We start from the raw sequence: 20,332 nt of genomic DNA, 5'->3' as shown, positions 1-20,332 counted from the left end.
GATGAAGACGAATAAACCGAATAAACAGAAAAAATTCGAAAGTAAATACTGGCTGCTGGCGATCGCTGTCATCTGTGTTGTCTGCATGGGAGCATCCTTCTTTGCAGATATCAAAAGCGGACCGCTCAGGGTCATTGCCGACTATACTGTTATCCCGATGCAGAAAGGGATAAATATGATCGGGACATGGATCGGAGATGTGGGAGAAAACTTCGCTACATTGAAGGAAGTCCAGAAAGAAAATGAAAAGCTGAAAGAGCAGAATGAGACCCTAAAAATGGAGAACAGCCAGCTTCAGCAGAAATCAGTGGAACTTGACCGTTTCTATGAGCTGTACAAGATGGATCAGAATACATCCGATTACCCCAAAGTAGGAGCCAGAGTGATTGCCAATAACGGAAGCAACTGGTTTACTTCTTTTATTATTGATAAGGGAAGTGAGGACGGTATCCGGGAAGATATGAATGTTCTGTCCGGAAACGGACTTGTGGGAATTGTTACAGAAGTAAGGAAACATTCGTCTACCGTGCGTTCCATCATCGATGAAGTCAATGTATCTGCCATGGTTATGACGACGTTCGACCAATGTATTGTGAGTGGAGATCTCAAGTTGATCAACGATGGAGTAATCAAGTTTGAGCAGCTGCCGAACAATGACAATGAAGTGGCTGTGGGAGAACAGATTGTCACATCCAACATCAGCAGCAAGTATCTTCAGGGACTTCTTATCGGCTATGTCAGCGATGTCAAGGTGGATTCCAACAATCTGACGCGTTCTGGATATATCATCCCCGCGGTGGATTTTAAGAAACTGCAGGAAGTCATGGTCATTACCACGACAAAACAGGATCTGATCGACAACGGGAACCAGCAGTAGTGCAGGAAGGAGAATGGGAATGCAGACAGTAAAACGAAAGGCTATAGAGGTCATTATGATCATCCTCTTCTTTCTCCTTGAGACGACAGTGTTTCAGTATCTTGAGATAGCCTCCATTAAGCCGAACCTTCTTGTTATCCTGACAGCATCTTTCGGATTTATGAGAGGAAAAAATGAGGGAATGTTTGTCGGCTTTTTGAGCGGTTTTTTGCTGGATCTTTGTTTCAGCAGATATATTGGGTTTTATACGCTTTTATATTCCGTCATCGGATATGTGAACGGGTTTTTCAAAAGGCTTTACTACAGTGATGATATGAAACTTCCACTTCTTCTGATCAGCGGGAGCGAGCTGATCTACGGACTCTGGGTATACGTTTTTCAGTTTATGCTGCAAAGCGATTTCCATTTTCTGTATTACTTGGGGCATATCATCATGCCAGAACTTGTATATACGATTCTGGTCACACTGATCCTTTATCAGATCATCCTTAGGATCAACCGAAGACTGGAAGATGAAGAAAAAAGGAGTGCAAGCAAATTTGTATAAGATATGGGAACGCATAAAGGAGACTGTCATCAGAGTTTTCAGTTCACGGATGTTTATCGTAATGATAGCATTCTGTGTGATGGCAGCGATCTTGGTACAGAGAGTATTTTACCTTCAGATTGTAAAAGGGGAAAGTTACCTGAATGATTATAAGCTGCAGATTCAGAAAACAAGAGAAGTTCAGGGAACAAGAGGCAGGATTCTGGATCGAAATGGGAAAGTGCTTGCGGACAACGTGCTTGCCTATTCCGTGACGATCGAGGATAACGGAGATTACGACACAACTGCGCAAAAAAATAAAGAGCTGAACAAAACAATCCGAACTGTCATCGATATCATAGAGAAAAACGGCGACTCTGTCATCAACAGTTTCGGAATCATTTTAAATGATAATGGAGAATATGCTTATTCTTCTGAGGGTACTGCAAGGCTTCGGTTTATAGCTGATGTGTTTGGCTTTGCCACGATCGACAAGCTTTCGGAAGAGCAGAAGAACTACACAGCGGATGATATGATCCACTATCTATGTACGGACAAGCAGTATGGGTATGGGATCGATGAGGAAAAATACGAGAAAGAGGATGTTCTGAAACTTGTGAATATCCGTTATGCCATGAGCCTGAATAAATTCCGGAAATATATCGCCACGACTATCGCAACCAATGTGAGCGATAAGACGGTGGCGGAGATCATGGAACGACAGGATGAACTGACAGGCGTCAGCATTGAGGAAAGTTCCATTCGTCAGTATAACAACAGCAAATATTTTGCTTCTATCATCGGATATACTGGTCAGATTTCACAGGAAGAATACAATGCCCTTTCAGATGAAGAGCAGAAAAACTATTCTCTCACAGATATCGTGGGAAAAGCAGGGATTGAGAAATCCATGGACAGCATTCTTCAGGGGAAAAAAGGCGAGACAAAGTTTTATGTCAACAATGTAGGAAAAGTCATCGATACTAAAAAGGTAACAGATGCAAAAGCAGGAAATGATTTGTATCTTTCCATTGATTCGGATCTTCAGATGGCTGCCTATAATATTCTGGAGGAGAAGCTTGCCGCCATCCTTCTGGCAAAGATGACAAATCAGCTGGATTACGACAGGAGCAAGATTACAGACGCGGACAACATTATCATTCCGGTTGGGGATGTGTACAATGCGTTTTTTGAAAACCAGATCCTGGACACGGAGCATTTTAAAGCAAGCGATGCAAAGACAACAGAAAAGCAGGTGCTGGAGTTATATTCCAGAGAGCAGGAAGACGCCATCGCAGCAATTGCCAATGAAATGCAGGATGAGAATGGAACACCATATAAAAGTCTCTCAAAAAAAATGAAAGCTTATATTGACTACGTGGTAGATGATCTCCTCACGGATAAGTCAGGCATCCTTTTGAAAGATAAAATTGATAAAGGAGACGCAACGTACCTGGCATGGAAAGAAGATGAGACGATCAGTATCCATGAATATCTGAATTATGCTATTTCCAAAAACTGGATTGATACGTCCAAGCTTACAGACTATCTGGAAGGCCAGGCAAACTATTCAGATGCATCTGAAGTATATCAGGCGATTGTTCAGTATGTGCAGAGTTCCATCAGCACAGACAGTAGTTTTGAGAAAATCATCTATAAATATATGATCAAAAGCGGCGAACTCACAGGACGCCAGGTATGCCTTTTATTATATGAACAAAATATCATCAAATATGACGAGACACAGTATAATCGGCTAAGATCAGGGACCGTGAGTGCTTATGAATTTGTCCGGGAGAAAATCCGAAATCTGGAGATCACACCAGGAGAACTTGGACTGGAACCTTGCAGTGGGTCTATTGTCATCACAGACACGAAATCCGGGCAGGTGCTGGCTATGGTATCCTATCCTGGGTATGACAATAACCGTCTGGCTAATACCATTGACTCGAACTATTTCGCAAAACTGTCAGTCATGAATTCAAGACCGATGTACAACAGAGCGACGCAGGAAAAGACGGCGCCTGGGTCCACATACAAACCTCTTGTTGCGGTGGCAGGGTTGACGGAAGGAGTCATTAACACCGGAAGCATCATCTCATGCAGCGGTATATTTGACAAAATTTTCCCGAATCCAAGATGTTGGGTATATCCAAGTGCTCACGGAAGCGAGAATGTGGTAAGTGCGATTCAGCACTCCTGTAACGATTTCTTTTATGAAGTAGGATACAGACTCGGTTCTCAGAGTACGGGAAAATACAGTACAGATGCAGGGACAGATGTCCTGAAACAGTATGCAGAACAATTCGGTCTTGGAGATACGACTGGAGTGGAGATCACAGAATCAGCGCCGCAGATTTCCGATACGGATGCTGTGCGTTCTTCTATCGGACAGGGCAACAACAACTACACGACAGCAGGACTTGCCAGATATATTACAGCAATTGCCAACGAAGGAACAGTCTATGATCTAAGTCTGCTGGACAAAGTGACGGATGTAAATGGGAAACTTGTGAAAGATTACGAGCCAAAGGTTAAAAATCAGATTGAAGGAGTCTCTTCCTCCACATGGGATGCGGTTCAAAGCGGCATGAGAAGAGTGGTCACAAGTACTTCGTACACATTCGGCAGTCTTGGAAATTTTGAACTTTCCGGGAAAACTGGTACTGCACAGCAGAGTACAACACATCCAAATCACGGTCTGTTTGTCGGTTTCGGACCGAGCAGTGATCCGGAGATCGCGTTTGCGATCCGTATCGCCAACGGATATAATTCAACTTATCCTTCCGAAGTGGGCAGGGATATCATTCGTTACTATTACAACCTGGATGAGAAAGATGAAATCGTGACAGGACATGCTTCCTCTCTTGGATCTGTCGTATCCGGAGACTAAAGACGAAGCAGACGAGAGTTTACCAAAGACATTACGGCAGGCGGCAAGAGACCCCTGCCGGTTCATCAGGATTTAGCAGGAGGAAAAGAAAATGGGTGAAATCATCGTAGTTACTTCAGGAAAGGGAGGCGTTGGGAAGACGACAACGACAGCGAATATAGGGGCAGGGCTTGCGAAACTTTCCAAGAAAGTTCTCGTGATCGACACAGATCTCGGACTTCGGAATCTGGATGTGGTCATGGGGCTCGAAAACAGAATCGTTTACAATCTTGTGGATGTGATTGAGGGAAAATGCAGGCTTAAACAGGCGGCTATCAAAGACAAGAGATATGAAGGACTGTACCTTCTTCCTTCCGCACAGACAAAAGATAAATCCGCTATCTCCCCGGAACAGATGCGAAAGCTTACGGCGGAATTGAGAGATGAGTACGACTATGTTCTTCTGGACTGTCCGGCTGGAATTGAGCAGGGATTCCAGAATGCGGTGGCAGGGGCAGACAAAGCCATCGTTGTAACCACACCGGAAGTGTCTGCTATACGTGATGCGGACAGGATCATTGGACTTCTGGAAACACAGCAGCTTCGAAATCTGGAGCTTGTCATCAACCGGATCCGGATCGATATGGTAAAAAGAGGAGATATGATGTCCGTGGATGATGTGACGGAGATCCTCCCAATCCATCTTCTCGGTGCGATACCAGATGACGAGCAGGTGGTTGTGGCTACCAACCAGGGGGAACCGGTTATCGATCAGGATTGCCTTTCCGGAAAGGCATACATGAACATTTGCCGCAGGATCATCGGAGAAGACATCCCGATTATGAATATGGATGAAAAAGGAGGTCTGCTTTCCAGACTTTCCCATTTATTCAAAAAGAATTAGTCAGGAGGCTTTGAGATGGGTATATTTGAAGGAATGGAAAGAAAAGCGTCTGTCGGAATTGCCAAAGACCGTCTGCGAACTCTGATTGTTTCTGACAGAATTGATTGTAACCCGAATGTGGGAGAATTGTTTCAAAAAGATTTGTTTGCAACAATTTCAAAATACATTGATACAACACCGGAAACCTTTGATGTTTCCATCAGCCGTTCCCGGATTACCATTACACTGACAGGAGAAAAGCTTTGAAAATACTGAATATTACGAAACCTTATCGTTTAAAAGATTATAAATTCACATTGCTTGTTCTGGTGCTGGCCCTCACATCCCTGGGGATTATGGTTATTGGGAGCGCCAAACAGTCTGTGCAGGGAAAACAGATCATCGGTCTGATTATCGGTCTGATCGCACTGGTCATTGTATCCTTGATAGACTATGTATGGATCCTGAATCTTCAGTGGCTGCTCTACGCTCTGACGGTGGGACTTTTGCTGGTAGTGCGTTTCTTTGGAAAAGATGTCAATGGAGCCACAAGATGGATAGATTTTGGGTTTACCACATTCCAGCCGTCGGAACTTGCCAAGATATTACTTGTGCTGTTTTTTGCTAAATTTATAATGAAACATGAGGGCGAGATGAAAAAACCGCTCACGATCATCAAGGCCTTGGGACTTCTGGCTGTTCCATGTTTTCTTATTTACCAGCAGCCCGATCTTTCCACAACGATTTCCATAGCCCTTGTATTTTGCGTATTGATGTATGTAGGCGGACTGAGCTATAAATTTATCGGAGTGGTTCTTCTGGTTACTGTACCAACAGTCATCATCCTTCTGAGCCTGATCGTGCATTCGGATTTGGATCTTCTGCATGGCTATCAGGAGACGCGTATTCTTGCATGGCTGCAGCCGGAGAAATATAAAAGCGATGAGGCCTACCAGCAGAACAATTCCATCATGGCTATCGGTTCCGGCCAGCTTACTGGAAAAGGACTCAATAACAATACAACTACTTCCGTGAAAAATGGAAATTTCATACTGGAACCTCAGACCGACTTTATTTTTGCGATTGTCGGAGAAGAATTAGGCTTTGTGGGTTGCTGTATTGTGATTGGTCTGCTATTATTAATTGTAATACAATGCCTATTGATAGGTATGAGAGCACAAGATCTAGGGGGAAGGCTTATTTGCTGCGGGATCGCCTCGCAGATAGCCATACAGAGTTTTATCAACATCAGCGTTGCGACGGGCCTTTTCCCGAATACCGGTATACCGCTTCCGTTTGTAAGTTACGGCATGTCCTCCCTTGTGAGTATGTATATCGGGATTGGTATTGTTCTGAATGTTGGGTTACAGCAGAAAAAATATAAATAAGGAGTGAGGTAAATGAATATCGGATTGATCGCGCACGATGCAAAAAAGACGTTGATGCAGAATTTCTGTATAGCTTATCGTGGAATATTAAGCAGGAATGAATTGTATGCAACAGGAACGACTGGGCGTTTGATTGAAGAAGTGACGAATCTGAATGTACACAAATATCTGGCAGGACCGCTTGGGGGTAAGCAGCAGCTTGGCTCCCAGATTGCGCAGAATGGAATTGATGCGCTGATCTTCTTGAGAGATCCGTCCAATCCGAAGCCGCATGAACCGGACGTAAACGATGTGATCCGGCTCTGTGACACGTACAATATTCCGGTGGCAACCAATCTGGCTACAGCCGAATTGATCATACTGGCCATCGACAGGGGAGACCTTGACTGGAGGGAAATGTATAAATAAAAAAGAAGATAAGGGTGTAAAAATGGGAGAAAAGAGACAACCATCTGAGACAGAAAATGAAAAAAGACGCCGTAGGATCGCACATCAGAGAGCACTGCGGGAGAAGAAACGGAAAAAGAAAAAAAGAGCAAGGATCCTGGCAGCGACAGCAGCTTTCGTCTTGGTGGCAGCTGCCGGCGGAGCCGGGGTTTATGCTGTTTCCATAAAAAATGCAGAGAAAAAGGCAAGTGTCGTGCCGTATGAAGAAAAAATGTACGGCAATTCTGTCTATCATACAGAAAAACTTTATGCGACAGATTTGTGTGTTTCAGCCGAAGACCTGGACGAAATCTCCTACAGTGGCAGCACAAATGTCCATGCAGCAGGGCTTTTTGACATAAATGCGAAAAAAGTCCTTTATGCAGACCGGATCCATGAAAAACTGTATCCGGCAAGTACGACGAAGATCATGACAGCGCTGATTGCTCTGGAGAAGGGCAACCTTTCGGATATCGTGACTGTAAGCAGCCATGCCGCTGCAGAAAGTTTTCCGTCAGATGCACAGCTTTGCGGACTCAAAGAGGGGGATCAGCTCACTCTTGAGGATCTTATCTATGGGCTTTTACTGCATTCTGGAAATGATGCCGGGACAGCTATTGCAGAGCATATATCCGGAACAGAAGAGGCTTTTGTGGAAGAAATGAACAGCCGGGCGAAGGAATTGATGGCCACAGGTACGCATTATATGAACCCGCATGGTCTTCATGATGCTGATCATTATACGACAGCGTATGACCTGTACCTGATTTTCAGTGAATGTATCAAGAATGAGAATTTTGCCAAGATAATAGAAAGCGATGGAAGAGATGTGTCCATCAAGGAAGCGGATGGAAGCATCCGCACTGACAGATGGGAGCCGACGAACTACTATGCCAAAGGACTTGCTGCTGCCCCAGATGGCGTAACTGTACTGGGAGGTAAGACCGGCACCACAGGAGAGGCAGGATTCTGTCTGATTCTTCTTGAAAAGAATCAGGAAGGCAATCCATACATCTCCGTTGTAATGGGGGCCGGGACCAAAGATGCCCTTTATCAGGATATGTCAGCTCTGTTGGAAGGGACAAATAGCATATCCTAAATAAACAGCCAGTTCCTATTGTTCGGAAAATCCGCGGATACGGCCGAACAGGCTGATGAGGTAGAGTCCGCAAAGACCTACAGCCGCATAGATGATACGGGAAAGAACCGAGAGATTTCCAAACAGATATGCGACAAGGTCGAAGCGGAAAATGCCTACCAAAAGCCAGTTCAGAGCTCCGATGATGACAAGTGTCAAAGCAATGTTGTCAAACCATTTCATATATGATTATCCTCCTTTATCAGTTCTTCCTTTAGTATCGTCAAAAAAAGGAAAAATATACAATTTACAGCAGGAAGGATGAAAAACAAATTTTATGATTCAGGAACGTTATCGATCATACAGCAGCTATCTGAAAGAAAAATACGGGGAAAAGGTATATAAACTCCCGGTCAATCTCCCTGGAACCTGCCCGAACCGTCGAGTAGAAGGCGGATGCACGTTTTGTGCAGAAAAAGGGACGGGATTTGAAGCGATGGAAGCAAAAATTCCGATAAAAGAGCAGCTTGAAAAGACCAAGGAGTATATACGGAAACGATATCACGCAAATAAATACATTGCATATTTCCAGAATTACACGAACACTTATTTTCCGTTGGATGTTTTCCGCAAATATATCGAAGAAGCTGCAGGTGTAAAAGATATTGTTGAAATTTCCATCTCCACCAGGCCCGACTGTATCGACAGCCGATACCTGGCTTTTTTACATGAGGTAATGGAAAGAACAGGTGTTGAAATTACAATAGAACTAGGACTTCAGACAGCAAACTATCACACGCTTCTGAAGATTAACCGTGGGCATACCCTTGCCGAATACATCGATGCCGTGCTGCAGATCCAAAAATATCCGTTTGAAATCTGTACTCACGTGATATTAAACCTTCCATGGGATACGGACGAAGACGCAGTGGAAACTGCGAAGATCCTTTCGGCGCTGCACTGCGACATCGTAAAAATCCATTCTCTTTATATTGCAAAAGGAACAAAAATGGCGGATCAATTCGCCAGAGGAGAATTTTCGATATGTAGTTGTGAAGAATATATAGACCGCCTGATCCGCTTTCTCAGGCACCTGTCCCCGGATATAGTGGTGGAGAGGCTTTTCAGTCGGATTCCGGAGGAGGATGCACTGTTTTCCAACTGGAATACAAGTTGGTGGAAATTGAAGGATATGGTCATGAAAAAGATGGAAGAAAATGATGTGCGTCAAGGTGATCGGTTTCATTATCTGAATGGAAGCGCACTGAAAACATTAGAATAGCAGGAGGCATGTGTTTTGGTGGGAAAAAAGGAACCTACAAATATACAGGACTACCGGAGAAAATGGAATTTTAATATCGGCGTTTTCCTGTTCACTGTGATATTGATCTATGTCGTCGTCACAGTGCTGTTCTACATTACAGGCAAACATGTCACATTTTATGAAGTTCAGGAAGGCTCCATCCTGAAAGATGAGATTTATACAGGGATAGCCGTCCGTACGGAGGAAGTCATTCCAGCCAACCGGAACGGTTATCTGAATTTTTATGAGATAGAAGGTACAAAGGTTGCGGCTGGAGACAGTATCTGCACTGTATCGGATGAAAAACTGAATCTTGAAAACCAGTCTGATACGGCGGAGGGACAGGAGTCAGGACTTTCGTCAGATGAACAAAAGGCGCTTTTGTCCTCAATGCAGTCTTTCATGGAAAATTATGACGAAGATGCGTTTTCAGATGTCTATGTGATGAAAGATCAGATGGAAACTTTTTGTGAAGACAAGACAAACCAGAGCCGAACGCAAAAACTTTCCAATGCTCTTCAGGACGAAGGGGAAGGAAGCTATGAGATATATTACAGTCCGAGAGACGGAGTTTTGGCATACCACATTGATGGATATGAAGAACTGAAGAAAGAAGATGTGACAGAATCCGTGCTGGACAAGAAAAAGTATACACAGAAGCAGGTAACAGAAAATTCAGAAGCAGAGTCTGGCAAAGGGGCATATAAGCTTATCACGGAAGAAGAGTGGTATGTCGTAACTGAGATTTCGCCGGACACAGCAAAAGATTTTCTTGCAAAAGAAAAGACAAGTATTCAGGTAAGATTTCTGAAAGACAATATGACAATGATTGCCGGCCTTGAAATCAAACAGAAAGACAAAGACCGGTATTATGCATACTTGACCTTTGATAATTCCATGGTTCGATATCTGTCTGAACGGTATTTGGACATTGAACTGATACTGGAAGATGTGACAGGACTTCGAGTGCCGAAGTCGGCGGTAATCAAAAAGGACTGTTACATGCTGCCGCTTGACTATATCGTGACAAACGGGGAGACGAAAGAGAAAGGTGTTCTGGTAAAAGAAAAGAACGGAAAGACAAGGTTCCAGGCAGCAGACGTTTATTACCAGGATGAAAATGAAAAGCAGGCTTGTGTATCTGCAGAAAATCTCCCGGAAGGGACGGTTATCCGAATGCAGGATTCCAATAATACGAAAACGTTGTCAGATCCTGTGGAACAACCTGGCGTCTATGAGGCTGGAAGCGGATATGCAGTTTTTACGACAATCGATATTGCAGAAGAGAATGAGGACTATTATATCACAGGAAATGGGATCAGCAATCTTCTTTCCAATTATGATCGGATTGTGCTGGACGCTGATTCCGTGGAAGACGACGAGATACTTGTTCAGTAGAAGGGAAGGATGCATATATGGAACAGGAAACAGGATTTATAAAAGAAAATCTGAAAGAAGTGGAAGAACGAATCCAGAAAGCCTGTGAAAGGGCAGGAAGAAATCGGGACGAAGTAACACTTGTGGCAGTAAGCAAGACGAAGCCGCTGCAGATGATAGAAGAAGCGTACGATGCAGGGATTCGGGTTTTTGGAGAAAACAAAGTGCAGGAGCTGGCAGAAAAACACGAAAAACTTCCGGGAGATATCCGCTGGCAAATGATTGGACACCTCCAGAGAAATAAAGTGAAAAACATTATTGACAAGGTGGATTTGATCCATTCAGTGGATTCCATCCGTCTGCTGGAGACAATTGAAAAAGAAGCAGAGAAAAAGAACGTGACGGCGAACGTACTTTTGGAAGTAAATATGGCAAAAGAAGAAAGTAAATTTGGACTCTTCCCGGAAGAAGTGCTTTCGTTTACCGATAAACTAAAGGACTTCCCGCATGTGATTGTACGTGGCCTTATGACGATTGCGCCAGATACAGACAATCCAGAAGAAAATCGACAATATTTTTCAGGTCTGAGAAAATTATCTGTTGACATTGCATCAAAAAACATTGATAATATCCATATGGGCGTACTTTCTATGGGTATGACCAATGATTATGAAGTAGCGATAGAAGAAGGTGCCACCATGGTACGCATCGGTACAGGAATCTTTGGTAAAAGAAATTATGCTTTAGATAAGAACACAAGATAGGAGTGTAAAAAATGGGAGTGTTAGACAAAGTTTTAAACATCATGAAATTAAATGATGACGATGATTACGAGAATGATGATTTCTTTGATGAAGACGACTTGGACGATGATTTTGACGAGAAGCCAAAGAAAAAATTGTTTGGAAGAGATAAAAAGCAGGATGATGAGTTTGACCATGAGGAGAGCGCAGAATATACATCCAAAACTTCTTCCGCATCTGCTAATAAAGTAACTCCGATGCGTCATTCGAATCGCCGTCCGCAGGTAACAAACATGGAAGTGTGTGTGATCAAACCAAGCTCAGTGGATGATGCAAGAGAGATTACAGAGACTCTTCTGAGCGGACGTACTGTGATTTTGAATCTGGAAGGACTGGATCTTGAGATTGCACAGAGGATCATTGACTTTACTTCAGGAGCTACATTTGCCATTGACGGTAATCTCCAGAAGATATCCAGCTTCATCTTCCTTTTGACACCTACGAATGTAGGAATTTCGGGAGATCTTCAGGATCTGCTCAATACTTCGTTTGATGTTTCTTCTATCAGCAAGAGATATTAAAAAGGGAAAGTACAGTAAATCAGAATGGAAAAAGAAGAGATTCTGCTTCAGAAGCGGCTGATCGAACTGTCCCGCACAGCATACCAGCGGGGAATTGTTATGTTCAGTGATTTTCTGAACTTAAATGAATTGAATATTTTACATACGACGCCGAAAGACATGCTGTTTGCCCAGTATGAGACTTTCGGCGGCTATGCAAGTTCGGAGCGTCAGATGGCTGCATTTCTACCTGATGCTCTTTGTTATGAATATCAATATCCTTTTTCTGCAATCCGAATCTGTCCACTTGGAAAGAAGTTTGCGGAAGAGCTGAGTCACAGGGATTATCTGGGCGCTGTTTTAAATCTTGGAATTGAGCGGTGTACGATCGGAGATATTCTTGTGCTCGGCAAAGAAGCCGTTGTCTTTGTGGAAGATCAGATAGCAGATTTCTTAACTGACAATCTCACGAGGATCCGGCACACTTCCGTCATGGCAAAAAGAGAGGACATAAGTTCGTTTCATTATGAACCGGCATACGAAGTCATCAAAGGAACAGTAGCCTCTGTACGTCTGGATTCCCTCCTTGCCCAGGCTTTTGGCTCCTCCAGGAGCAGACTTTCCGGACTGATTGAAGGGAAAAAAGTGTTTGTGAATGGAAAACTCATTCTGAGCAACGGATACCGGGTAAAGGAAGAGGATGTGATTTCCGTCCGCGGACTTGGGAAATTCAAATATATGGGAATTTTATCTGAGACAAGAAAAGGACGCTGCTATGTGGAGATTCGAAAATATATCTAAATACGGGAGAAAGCAATGATACAGAAAAAGCAAGGCAGAAGTTATATTATGGCGGTATTGGGGATTTTGCTTGCCATTGCCGCGGATCAGTATACGAAATATCTGGCGGTCATTTATCTCAAAGACCAGCCGTCCATCTCTGTGTGGAAAGATGTATTTGAACTAACGTATGTGGAGAACAGAGGGGCAGCTTTCGGGATACTGGAAGATCAGACATGGTTTTTTGTTCTTACCGGCATCATTATATTTGCGCTGATCATTTTTCTTTATACCTGGATTCCAAAGACAAGGAAGTATTTGCCGCTCCGTATATGCGGTATATTTATTTTTGCAGGTGCGGCTGGGAATCTGATCGACCGGAGCCGGCTTGGATACGTGGTAGATTTTTTCTACTTTAAACCGATCGATTTTCCGGTTTTTAATGTGGCGGATATTTATATAACTGTTTCTTTTGCGGCGCTGATCATTTTGATCTTCTTTGTGTACAAGGAGGAAGATCTTGCTTTTGTGGGAAGAAAAAAGGAGCAATAAAATGGAGTGCAGAGAATTTACAGCGGAGGGATTTGCCGGAGAACGGGCCGACAAATTCCTCTCTTTACAATTAGAGGATGTCTCAAGATCTTATATCCAGCGGCTTATCAAGGATAAAATGGTTCTTGTGAACGGAATATCAATCAAGGCAAATTATAAACTAAACGGGCAGGAACAAATTACGGTGCAGATTCCGGATGCAGTGGAACCGGATATTCTTCCGGAAAATATCCCGTTGGATATTCTCTATGAGGATGAGGATATTCTGATCGTCAACAAACCAAAGGGGATGGTTGTTCACCCTGCAGCAGGACACTACAGCGGAACTCTCGTCAATGCGCTTTTATATCACTGCAAGGACAGTTTATCCGGTATCAATGGTGTCATGCGTCCAGGAATCGTGCATCGGATCGACATGGATACAACAGGGTCACTTCTTGTCTGTAAAAATGATGATGCGCACAGAAAACTGGCACAGCAGCTGAAGGAGCATTCCATTCGCAGGGAATACCATGCCATTGTCTATGGAAATATTTCCAAAGAGGAAGGAATCATAGATGCACCTATCGGAAGACATCCAACAGACCGGAAAAAAATGAGTGTGAATTATAAAAATGGAAAATCAGCTGTGACACATTTCTATGTGATGGAACGGTTTGGCAAATATACCTACATCCGGTGCAGACTTGAAACAGGACGCACGCACCAGATACGTGTCCATATGGCAAGTATCCATCATCCGCTTCTTGGCGATACAGTGTACGGACCTTCCAAGTGCCCGTTTTCCAGTGTAAAAGGACAGGTACTTCATGCAAAGACCCTTGGATTGATCCATCCTTCTACTGGAGAATACATGGAGTTTGACGCTCATTTACCGGAGTATTTTGTTAATTTGTTGGAAAAATTAAGGAATCAGACATAAATTTTTAGTAAAGTTCTATACTTTTTCGTGGGATTGCGGTATAATGTCTTTATTAAATGGAAAACAGCGGAAGAAACCGGCGCTGTCCATGGATCATGAAGGAGCGTGACTTATATGGAAAAAACAAATACAATTATCACGATCGGAAGGGAATTCGGCAGTGGTGGACATGAGATCGGAACGAGACTCTCTGAATTGTTGGAGATTCCATTGTATGACAAAGAGATGCTGGACCGTGCATCGAAAGAGAGCGGCATCTGCCAGGAGCTTTTGAAGGCACACGATGAGAAGCCGACCAGCAGTTTTCTTTATTCCCTTGTAATGGATACTTATTCTCTCGGATATACATCCGGCAGCTACTCCGACATGCCGATCAACCATAAGATTTTTCTGGCACAGTTTGATGCCATCAAGAAGATTGCAGATGAAGGACCTTGTATTCTTATCGGTCGTTGCGCGGACTACGCACTGGAAGAATATTCGAACGTTTTAAGTGTATTTATCCATGCAGACGTCGCAAAACGGGTAAAACGTATCAGCAGAATGTATGATATGACGGATGCAAAAGCAAAAGAGATGATCCTGAAGACAGATAAAAAACGTGGAAGCTATTATAATTATTATACAAATAAAAAGTGGTCTGCGATCCAGAGCTATGACGTGTGTCTCGACAGCGGTGTCTTAGGAGTGGACGGCTGCGTGAAAGCCATCGCAGAGATAGTAAAGATCAAAGAAAGTATACAAAAAGTAGTCCTTTAATGGGACTACTTTTTATATACTTCTTCCCGGCTAAGTCGAGCAGGCCATCCTTCGATATTTCCATTCTGGATAGCGGTAAACATTCTTTGTCTTACGCCTGGATTTTCCATGTTTAACTGTTTTAAAAGATCTTTGGCATATTGACGTTTTGTATGCCCATCTACCGGACAGCGGCTTTTTTCTACCGGAAGATCATATTTATGCTGAAAGCCGATGACATCCGCTTCATTGACGTACATCATTGGACGTATTACCGTAAGTTCCATCCGGTCCAGGAAAGATTTCGGAGAAAAGGAATGGAAACGTCCTTCATATATCAGGGAAAGGAGCATTGTCTCGATGATGTCATCCTTATGGTGAGCGTAGGCAACTTTGTTGCAGCCGAGATTTTTGACCGCTTCGTTGAGTGCGCCTTTTCTCATTTTGGCGCAGAGGGAACAAGGATTTGGCTCTTTTCGCTCGTCAAACAGGATTTTGGCGATATCTGTCTCCACCACATAGTAAGGGACATCGAGGCTTTGACAAAGCGCTTCGATCTTCTCCGTGTGAAATTTTTCATATCCAAGATCAACGGTAACAGCGATGAGATCAAAATGCTTTGGATAAAAACGCCGGAGCCCGTGCAGGGCGTAAAGCAAAGTGAGACTGTCTTTGCCGCCTGATATTCCGACAGCGATTTTGTCGCCTTCGTCTATCATCTGATATTCGTCTATTGCTTTTCTTGTATAACTCAATAACTGCTGTAATTTCATCTGTATGTTCAACTCCTGTATCTGATTTTCCCATAGCGTCAGTCTGCATCGACGCTACCGGTTAACTATAGCGTATTTGCTCGGCGAATACAAGGAAATTCTTGCATAAAAGAACAAAAAAAGGTAAGATAGGAAAAGACAAAAAGAAAGGATTGAAAAAAATGAAATTTGTTATCCAAAGAGTACTGGAAAGTTCTGTAAAAGTAGACGGCGAAACCCTTGGAAGTATCGGGAAAGGGCTGATGGTCCTGATCGGTGCGGGACAAAATGATACGCAAGAGGTCGCAGATAAAATGGTCAAAAAGCTGATCGGCATGCGGATTTTCGAAGATGAAAACGGAAAGACAAACCTGGCGCTTGCCGATGTGAAAGGAGAGCTTCTGCTGATCTCCCAGTTTACGCTGTACGCCAACTGCAAAAAGGGAAACCGGCCAAGCTTCATCGAGGCAGGGGCGCCAGATATGGCAGAAAAACTCTACGAATATGTCATTGCCAAGTGTAAAGAACAAGTCCCGGTGGTAGAGAGAGGGAAGTTCGGAGCAGACATGAAAGTTTCCCTCATCAACGATGGACCATTTACGATCGTACTCAATTCGGACGAGCTGTAAAACTGATCAGGAAAGATGGAAAAGTCTGCGGGTGCCGTGAAGGCGCGTATTGAACTCTTCGTAGAACTGTTCTGGGGCATATGGGGTCATATAAAACTGTTTCAGGAGGAAGAGGGAAGCCTGTTTCTGATAGGCGTCATCCTGAACAGTCTCTATATGTCTGCCGAGATCTTTCAAAAGATAGTGCCAGTCACAGATGAACTGTTCGTAACGTTTCAGATCCGGAATTCCGAGCCATTTTCGGATTCGGATTTTCGCTCTTGCGGATTTGCGGCATTCTTTTGTCTGCAGAAAATAGCGGAAAGAATGCTCCTCATAGATTCGTCCAAGAGGGAACATTCTGCAAAAACCAGGGCGAAGCGCGTGGATGCTGCATCTGCCATCGCTGTTGAGAAACACACACGCATCCGTCTTTTCGGCCATTTTCATATTTGGAAGAATGAGACCGTCCACCACGTGAAGCTCCAGACACGTGGAGAGAAGTTCTTCCATGGACTGTCCGGTTGCTTTTTGTATATTTTGGGTATCATAGGGATCCAGGACGATGCTCGTTCCCATTCCCCGACAGCATGCAGAGCAGCCGAGGCATCCGCCGCAGTCCGCTCTCACAAGATCATTGGAAGTATAAAGATTTCCGTCTGAAATTTCATTCATATCAATATTGCGCTGCATTGTATCATCTCCTTGGCATTATTCTACCAGATTACTCCTCCTCCGACAACAAGATCTCCGTCGTAAAGGACAACAGCCTGACCTTTCGTGATGGCTCTCTGCGGCTCATCAAAAACAAGGTGGATCTGTCCGGGAGCTGTCGGCGTGACAGTTGCCCACTGTTCTTCCTGCTTGTATCGAATCTTTGCTTTTGCCCGGAACGGCCCCTTCGGTTGCTCAAAGGCGATCCAGTTCATCTCTCCGGCATCCAGCTCCCGGGAAAATAAATCTTCATTGCGTCCCAGAATTACTGTGTTGTCCTCGAGACATTTTTCGCAGACATACATTGGTTCTTTTAGGGAGAGACCGAGACCTTTGCGCTGCCCGATCGTGTATCGTATGATTCCTTTGTGCTGTCCAAGGACATTTCCTTCTTTGTCGACGAAATCTCCGCATGGATATGTCTTTTTACTGTGCAGCTCGATCACTTTTGCGTAGTCTCCATCCGGAACAAAACAGATATCCTGGCTGTCTGGTTTTTTTGCTGTTCCCAGTCCATGCTCAGAAGCCAAGGCGCGAGTCTCAGATTTTTTCATGGAGCCCAGAGGGAAAATTGTATGGGCGAGCTGTTCCTGGGTCATGGAATAGAGGACGTAGCTTTGATCCTTGGATGGATCCAGCGCCTTTTTTAAAAGATAACGTCCGTTTTTGTTTTCGATTCTGGCATAGTGACCTGTTACAAGATAATCGAATCCAAGCTGTTTGACACGCTGATAGAGGCGGTCAAATTTGATGTAGCGATTGCAGTCGATACACGGGTTTGGTGTGGCTCCATTTTCATATGCTTCCACAAACCGGCTGATGACTTCCTTTCGGAAATCCGCTGTAAAATTCAGTACGTAGAATGGCATGCCAAGCCGGTAAGCCACCCGCCTTGCATCTTCCACATCGTCCAGAGAGCAGCATGTGTTTTTGCAGGAAATCCCGGCGTCTTCATTTTGGTAAAGACGCATCGTGATCCCGATACAGTCATATCCTTGTTCCTTTATCAAGGCGGCAGCCACACTGGAATCGACGCCGCCGCTCATAGCGATCATAGCTTTTTTCATGTTCTTCTCCTTTTCTTACGCATCGTGATATCCGATGGCGCTGCGTTTATTATATGAAACACAAAGATACCGAATTATATCACGGGGAGAAAGATTTGGCAACAGGGAAAGTGTTGGAGAAACGAGGAAAATCTGATATAATACCTTTTAAAAGAGACAAAAGAAAGAGGTAACATTTATGAAAGAGTTTGATAAGAAAGAGTTTTTGTCGGTTCCCAATCTGATGGGGTATTTCAGGATCGTGCTGATCCCTGTATTTTGCGTCATCTATCTTCGGGCGGAGACGACGGAGGAATACTATCTGGCAGCGGGCGTACTCCTTATATCTGCTATAACAGATTTTCTTGATGGGAAGGTGGCAAGACATTTTCATATGATCACAGAATTTGGAAAATTTCTCGATCCTGTGGCAGACAAGCTGACCCATGCTGCCATTGCTCTGTGTCTTATGACTCGGTATGATTATATGAAATATCTTGTTCTATTGATGATTGTCAAAGAAGGGTTCATGATCGTTATGGGAATTGTAAATTTGAGACACAACAGGAAGCTCGACGGAGCAAAGTGGTATGGGAAAGTATGTACAGCAACGCTGTTTCTCCTTCTTTTTGGCCTGGTATTTTTCCCGGACATACAGGAGAAGACAGCGGAACTTTTGATTCTGGCAGAGATGTTTATCATGTTTGTGACGCTTGTACTGTACATACCACAGTTCAATAAGATGAGAAGAAGCTGGGACTCATAAAGACAGATCACCTTTGGCCCTGGCCCTCCGATCCCGGATGGACTTGATGACGGGCACCATGAAGACTGCCACAAGTCCGCCTGCAAATCCATTGTTATAAAGATTCATTCCACTGTACACGATCCCAACATTCAGAGCGACAGAGGACTGCAAAAATCCGGCCAGAATGCCGGCCAAAATTCCAAATTCTCCGGCGATTGGAGCAAGGGTAGTGGAAAATAAAAGCGCAAGCATCGGACCTGGTTCGTTTAAGGACCAGGTTTTTGTATTGCCCGCAATCACAACACCTATAATAATAGGCACGATATTGCGCAGGTGTTTTCCAGTAGCGCTGAAACCTACGATAGTAAAGATGCCGCCGATCGTAGGACCGTTCAGGTCGCCTCCGACAGCCAGGACGCAGAGGACGGCAAAGATCCCGTTGATGCCCATGTTGAGAAGAACAGGGCCTTCTCCCTCGTCTTTCAGATAATCAGTGCCGCCGATCCCCGTGCATTTCAGGATTCGTAAATAGGACTTGCCCACATCTTTTCCTCCGTAGTAAAAACCGGCAAAAATCATTCCTAAAAAGAGAACACCAAGGATGATCGTAAAAAATGTATTGCTCCCCGTATACCAGATGAGTCTGGAGTCTATCTCAAGACCGAAGGATTTAAAAAGAGAGATCACTACGGTTGCGATGATACCGGAAGAAAATCCGACATTGTAAAGAGAGTAACCCTTATGCGAATAGTGCACATGGGTGGAAAGAGGCGGAAGGACAAAACCGATGGCGATACCGACAAAGACACTCAGTAAAAGCCGGGGCAAAAGCGGAAGCCCGCCGATCTGCATCAGCTGGGTAATAATCGGAGAGAGACTCGTACCGTACAATCCCACATAAAGATAGTTTTTGATGGAAACACGGTGGTAACGGGCGTAAAGAAATACACCAAACAGAATGGTCCATATATTTACCACATTTTTTCCAAAAAGGGAAAACCCAAAGATCAGGCAGCAGGCCGTGATAGTATGGCCATCCACTTCCATTTTCATCCGGTACAGAACAAAAAGCAGAAGCAAAGTGATAGATCCGGCATTCAGAAAGGCCGCACCGATCCCACCGATCACAAAGTAATCTGTGATCAAAAAATCAGGCTCTTTTACGATGCGGACAAATCCGGAACAGATATCTGAAAACGGCTGTACCAACAGACCAACGATGATGAAATAGACTGGAATGACGGAAAGCAGAAGATATTTTCTGCGAAATGAAAGTTTCTTGGACATGGAAAACTCCTTTTCTTTAATATCGAGAATCTATTTTATACCTATTTATTATTATATCGGAAGTTTCCAGGTTTTCCAAGAAATATAGATGTCTTTTATTGTGTGAAATAATAAAATAAAGTTTGTGCTAAGATAAAATATCAAAATATAAT

General features: G+C 43.9%; 23 protein-coding genes. 18 read left to right on the top strand and 5 right to left on the bottom strand.

Annotated features, from left to right (window positions below; all coding sequences use genetic code 11):
- The first annotated feature begins 1 nt into the window (after position 1).
- The 8 genes from mreC (at position 2) to ACLROL_RS07710 (ending at position 8,071) form a co-directional block, all read left to right on the top strand.
- On the top strand, positions 2-877 hold the full coding sequence (gene mreC / locus ACLROL_RS07745; RefSeq protein WP_287448483.1) for a rod shape-determining protein MreC: 876 nt from the start codon (positions 2-4) through the stop codon (positions 875-877).
- Positions 878-896: 19 nt separating this feature from the next.
- Complete coding sequence (mreD, locus tag ACLROL_RS07740; RefSeq protein WP_087200445.1) at positions 897-1,424, top strand: rod shape-determining protein MreD; 528 nt, start codon at positions 897-899, stop codon at positions 1,422-1,424.
- Positions 1,390-4,296 (top strand): penicillin-binding transpeptidase domain-containing protein, encoded by a 2,907-nt coding sequence (locus tag ACLROL_RS07735; protein WP_413067634.1) that lies wholly within the window; start codon positions 1,390-1,392, stop codon positions 4,294-4,296. The genes mreD and ACLROL_RS07735 overlap by 35 nt, the downstream gene beginning before the upstream one ends.
- Positions 4,297-4,387: 91 nt before the next feature.
- Positions 4,388-5,179 carry a septum site-determining protein MinD gene (gene minD, locus ACLROL_RS07730; RefSeq protein WP_087200446.1) on the top strand — a complete coding sequence of 264 codons (792 nt, stop codon included), beginning with the start codon at positions 4,388-4,390 and terminating at the stop codon, positions 5,177-5,179.
- 15 nt (positions 5,180-5,194) lie between these two features.
- Positions 5,195-5,425, top strand: a complete 231-nt coding sequence (locus ACLROL_RS07725) for a cell division topological specificity factor MinE (RefSeq protein WP_087200448.1) — start codon at positions 5,195-5,197, stop codon at positions 5,423-5,425.
- A complete protein-coding gene (locus ACLROL_RS07720) occupies positions 5,422-6,546 on the top strand; it encodes an FtsW/RodA/SpoVE family cell cycle protein (RefSeq protein WP_413067633.1) in 1,125 nt (374 codons plus the stop codon). Before ACLROL_RS07725 ends, ACLROL_RS07720 begins: the two co-directional genes overlap by 4 nt.
- A 12-nt stretch (positions 6,547-6,558) precedes the next feature.
- Positions 6,559-6,954 (top strand): methylglyoxal synthase, encoded by a 396-nt coding sequence (locus ACLROL_RS07715; protein ID WP_087200452.1) that lies wholly within the window; start codon positions 6,559-6,561, stop codon positions 6,952-6,954.
- A gap of 22 nt (positions 6,955-6,976) precedes the next feature.
- Positions 6,977-8,071 carry a D-alanyl-D-alanine carboxypeptidase family protein gene (locus ACLROL_RS07710; protein ID WP_413067632.1) on the top strand — a complete coding sequence of 365 codons (1,095 nt, stop codon included), beginning with the start codon at positions 6,977-6,979 and terminating at the stop codon, positions 8,069-8,071.
- Between the two features lie 15 nt (positions 8,072-8,086).
- Here the strand turns inward: ACLROL_RS07710 and ACLROL_RS07705 are convergent, their stop codons facing one another.
- Positions 8,087-8,293 carry a DUF378 domain-containing protein gene (locus tag ACLROL_RS07705; RefSeq protein WP_087200454.1) on the bottom strand — a complete coding sequence of 69 codons (207 nt, stop codon included), beginning with the start codon at positions 8,291-8,293 and terminating at the stop codon, positions 8,087-8,089.
- A 94-nt stretch (positions 8,294-8,387) separates the two neighbouring features.
- Between ACLROL_RS07705 and ACLROL_RS07700 the strand changes: the two genes are divergently transcribed.
- The 8 genes from ACLROL_RS07700 to ACLROL_RS07665 all read left to right on the top strand — a co-directional run bounded on the left by ACLROL_RS07700 (position 8,388) and on the right by ACLROL_RS07665 (position 15,046).
- Entirely contained in the window at positions 8,388-9,332 is a 945-nt protein-coding gene (locus ACLROL_RS07700) for a TIGR01212 family radical SAM protein (protein WP_413067631.1), read from the top strand.
- Positions 9,333-9,350: 18 nt separating this feature from the next.
- The gene (locus ACLROL_RS07695) at positions 9,351-10,751 is read left to right on the top strand and encodes an HlyD family efflux transporter periplasmic adaptor subunit (protein WP_413067644.1); all 1,401 of its coding nucleotides are present in this window, start codon (positions 9,351-9,353) and stop codon (positions 10,749-10,751) included.
- A gap of 17 nt (positions 10,752-10,768) precedes the next feature.
- Entirely contained in the window at positions 10,769-11,494 is a 726-nt protein-coding gene (locus ACLROL_RS07690) for a YggS family pyridoxal phosphate-dependent enzyme (RefSeq protein ID WP_087200460.1), read from the top strand.
- An 11-nt stretch (positions 11,495-11,505) separates the two neighbouring features.
- Positions 11,506-12,054: a cell division protein SepF gene (locus ACLROL_RS07685; protein WP_087211445.1), complete on the top strand. Its 549-nt coding sequence runs from the start codon at positions 11,506-11,508 to the stop codon at positions 12,052-12,054.
- A 24-nt stretch (positions 12,055-12,078) separates the two neighbouring features.
- A complete protein-coding gene (locus tag ACLROL_RS07680; RefSeq protein ID WP_087200464.1) occupies positions 12,079-12,834 on the top strand; it encodes a YlmH/Sll1252 family protein in 756 nt (251 codons plus the stop codon).
- Between the two features lie 15 nt (positions 12,835-12,849).
- Entirely contained in the window at positions 12,850-13,365 is a 516-nt protein-coding gene (gene lspA, locus ACLROL_RS07675) for a signal peptidase II (RefSeq protein WP_413067630.1), read from the top strand.
- A gap of 1 nt (position 13,366) precedes the next feature.
- Positions 13,367-14,287, top strand: coding sequence for an RluA family pseudouridine synthase (locus ACLROL_RS07670; protein WP_413067629.1), 921 nt, complete (start codon positions 13,367-13,369; stop codon positions 14,285-14,287).
- Positions 14,288-14,401: 114 nt separating this feature from the next.
- Entirely contained in the window at positions 14,402-15,046 is a 645-nt protein-coding gene (locus ACLROL_RS07665) for an AAA family ATPase (RefSeq protein ID WP_087200468.1), read from the top strand.
- A gap of 5 nt (positions 15,047-15,051) precedes the next feature.
- On the opposite strand, the gene ACLROL_RS07660 is transcribed toward ACLROL_RS07665, so the two are convergent.
- Complete coding sequence (locus tag ACLROL_RS07660) at positions 15,052-15,798, bottom strand: tRNA 2-thiocytidine biosynthesis TtcA family protein (protein ID WP_087200471.1); 747 nt, start codon at positions 15,796-15,798, stop codon at positions 15,052-15,054.
- A gap of 161 nt (positions 15,799-15,959) precedes the next feature.
- On the opposite strand from ACLROL_RS07660, the gene dtd reads away from it, so the two are divergent.
- On the top strand, positions 15,960-16,406 hold the full coding sequence (dtd, locus tag ACLROL_RS07655) for a D-aminoacyl-tRNA deacylase (protein WP_087200620.1): 447 nt from the start codon (positions 15,960-15,962) through the stop codon (positions 16,404-16,406).
- Positions 16,407-16,412: 6 nt separating this feature from the next.
- Here the strand turns inward: dtd and ACLROL_RS07650 are convergent, their stop codons facing one another.
- Together ACLROL_RS07650 and mnmA are read right to left on the bottom strand one after the other, a co-directional pair.
- Positions 16,413-17,078, bottom strand: a complete 666-nt coding sequence (locus ACLROL_RS07650; protein ID WP_087200472.1) for a YkgJ family cysteine cluster protein — start codon at positions 17,076-17,078, stop codon at positions 16,413-16,415.
- A gap of 23 nt (positions 17,079-17,101) precedes the next feature.
- Positions 17,102-18,166, bottom strand: a complete 1,065-nt coding sequence (gene mnmA, locus ACLROL_RS07645) for a tRNA 2-thiouridine(34) synthase MnmA (protein ID WP_413067628.1) — start codon at positions 18,164-18,166, stop codon at positions 17,102-17,104.
- A gap of 178 nt (positions 18,167-18,344) precedes the next feature.
- On the opposite strand from mnmA, the gene ACLROL_RS07640 reads away from it, so the two are divergent.
- The gene (locus ACLROL_RS07640; RefSeq protein ID WP_221920069.1) at positions 18,345-18,911 is read left to right on the top strand and encodes a CDP-alcohol phosphatidyltransferase family protein; all 567 of its coding nucleotides are present in this window, start codon (positions 18,345-18,347) and stop codon (positions 18,909-18,911) included.
- On the opposite strand, the gene ACLROL_RS07635 is transcribed toward ACLROL_RS07640, so the two are convergent.
- Positions 18,906-20,180, bottom strand: coding sequence for a DUF1576 domain-containing protein (locus tag ACLROL_RS07635; protein WP_087200478.1), 1,275 nt, complete (start codon positions 20,178-20,180; stop codon positions 18,906-18,908). The genes ACLROL_RS07640 and ACLROL_RS07635 overlap by 6 nt on opposite strands.
- Between the last annotated feature and the right edge of the window lie 152 nt (positions 20,181-20,332).

The organism is Sellimonas sp., from assembly GCF_047234585.1.
Lineage (GTDB): Bacteria > Bacillota > Clostridia > Lachnospirales > Lachnospiraceae > Sellimonas > Sellimonas caecigallum.
Note: the sequence above shows the minus strand (reverse complement) of the source record. Positions and strands in the feature narration are given on the sequence as shown.

Bases quoted from the DNA above. Each gene is read 5' to 3' on its own strand.
- mreC (WP_287448483.1), top strand. From the start codon at position 2: ATGAAGACGAATAAACCGAATAAACAGAAAAAATTCGAAAGTAAATAC.
- mreD (WP_087200445.1), top strand. From the start codon at position 897: ATGCAGACAGTAAAACGAAAGGCTATAGAGGTCATTATGATCATCCTC.
- ACLROL_RS07735 (WP_413067634.1), top strand. From the start codon at position 1,390: ATGAAGAAAAAAGGAGTGCAAGCAAATTTGTATAAGATATGGGAACGC.
- minD (WP_087200446.1), top strand. From the start codon at position 4,388: ATGGGTGAAATCATCGTAGTTACTTCAGGAAAGGGAGGCGTTGGGAAG.
- ACLROL_RS07725 (WP_087200448.1), top strand. From the start codon at position 5,195: ATGGGTATATTTGAAGGAATGGAAAGAAAAGCGTCTGTCGGAATTGCC.
- ACLROL_RS07715 (WP_087200452.1), top strand. From the start codon at position 6,559: ATGAATATCGGATTGATCGCGCACGATGCAAAAAAGACGTTGATGCAG.
- ACLROL_RS07710 (WP_413067632.1), top strand. From the start codon at position 6,977: ATGGGAGAAAAGAGACAACCATCTGAGACAGAAAATGAAAAAAGACGC.
- ACLROL_RS07705 (WP_087200454.1), bottom strand. From the start codon at position 8,293: ATGAAATGGTTTGACAACATTGCTTTGACACTTGTCATCATCGGAGCT.
- ACLROL_RS07700 (WP_413067631.1), top strand. From the start codon at position 8,388: ATGATTCAGGAACGTTATCGATCATACAGCAGCTATCTGAAAGAAAAA.
- ACLROL_RS07690 (WP_087200460.1), top strand. From the start codon at position 10,769: ATGGAACAGGAAACAGGATTTATAAAAGAAAATCTGAAAGAAGTGGAA.
- ACLROL_RS07685 (WP_087211445.1), top strand. From the start codon at position 11,506: ATGGGAGTGTTAGACAAAGTTTTAAACATCATGAAATTAAATGATGAC.
- ACLROL_RS07680 (WP_087200464.1), top strand. From the start codon at position 12,079: ATGGAAAAAGAAGAGATTCTGCTTCAGAAGCGGCTGATCGAACTGTCC.
- lspA (WP_413067630.1), top strand. From the start codon at position 12,850: ATGATACAGAAAAAGCAAGGCAGAAGTTATATTATGGCGGTATTGGGG.
- ACLROL_RS07670 (WP_413067629.1), top strand. From the start codon at position 13,367: ATGGAGTGCAGAGAATTTACAGCGGAGGGATTTGCCGGAGAACGGGCC.
- ACLROL_RS07665 (WP_087200468.1), top strand. From the start codon at position 14,402: ATGGAAAAAACAAATACAATTATCACGATCGGAAGGGAATTCGGCAGT.
- ACLROL_RS07660 (WP_087200471.1), bottom strand. From the start codon at position 15,798: ATGAAATTACAGCAGTTATTGAGTTATACAAGAAAAGCAATAGACGAA.
- dtd (WP_087200620.1), top strand. From the start codon at position 15,960: ATGAAATTTGTTATCCAAAGAGTACTGGAAAGTTCTGTAAAAGTAGAC.
- ACLROL_RS07650 (WP_087200472.1), bottom strand. From the start codon at position 17,078: ATGCAGCGCAATATTGATATGAATGAAATTTCAGACGGAAATCTTTAT.
- mnmA (WP_413067628.1), bottom strand. From the start codon at position 18,166: ATGAAAAAAGCTATGATCGCTATGAGCGGCGGCGTCGATTCCAGTGTG.
- ACLROL_RS07640 (WP_221920069.1), top strand. From the start codon at position 18,345: ATGAAAGAGTTTGATAAGAAAGAGTTTTTGTCGGTTCCCAATCTGATG.
- ACLROL_RS07635 (WP_087200478.1), bottom strand. From the start codon at position 20,180: ATGTCCAAGAAACTTTCATTTCGCAGAAAATATCTTCTGCTTTCCGTC.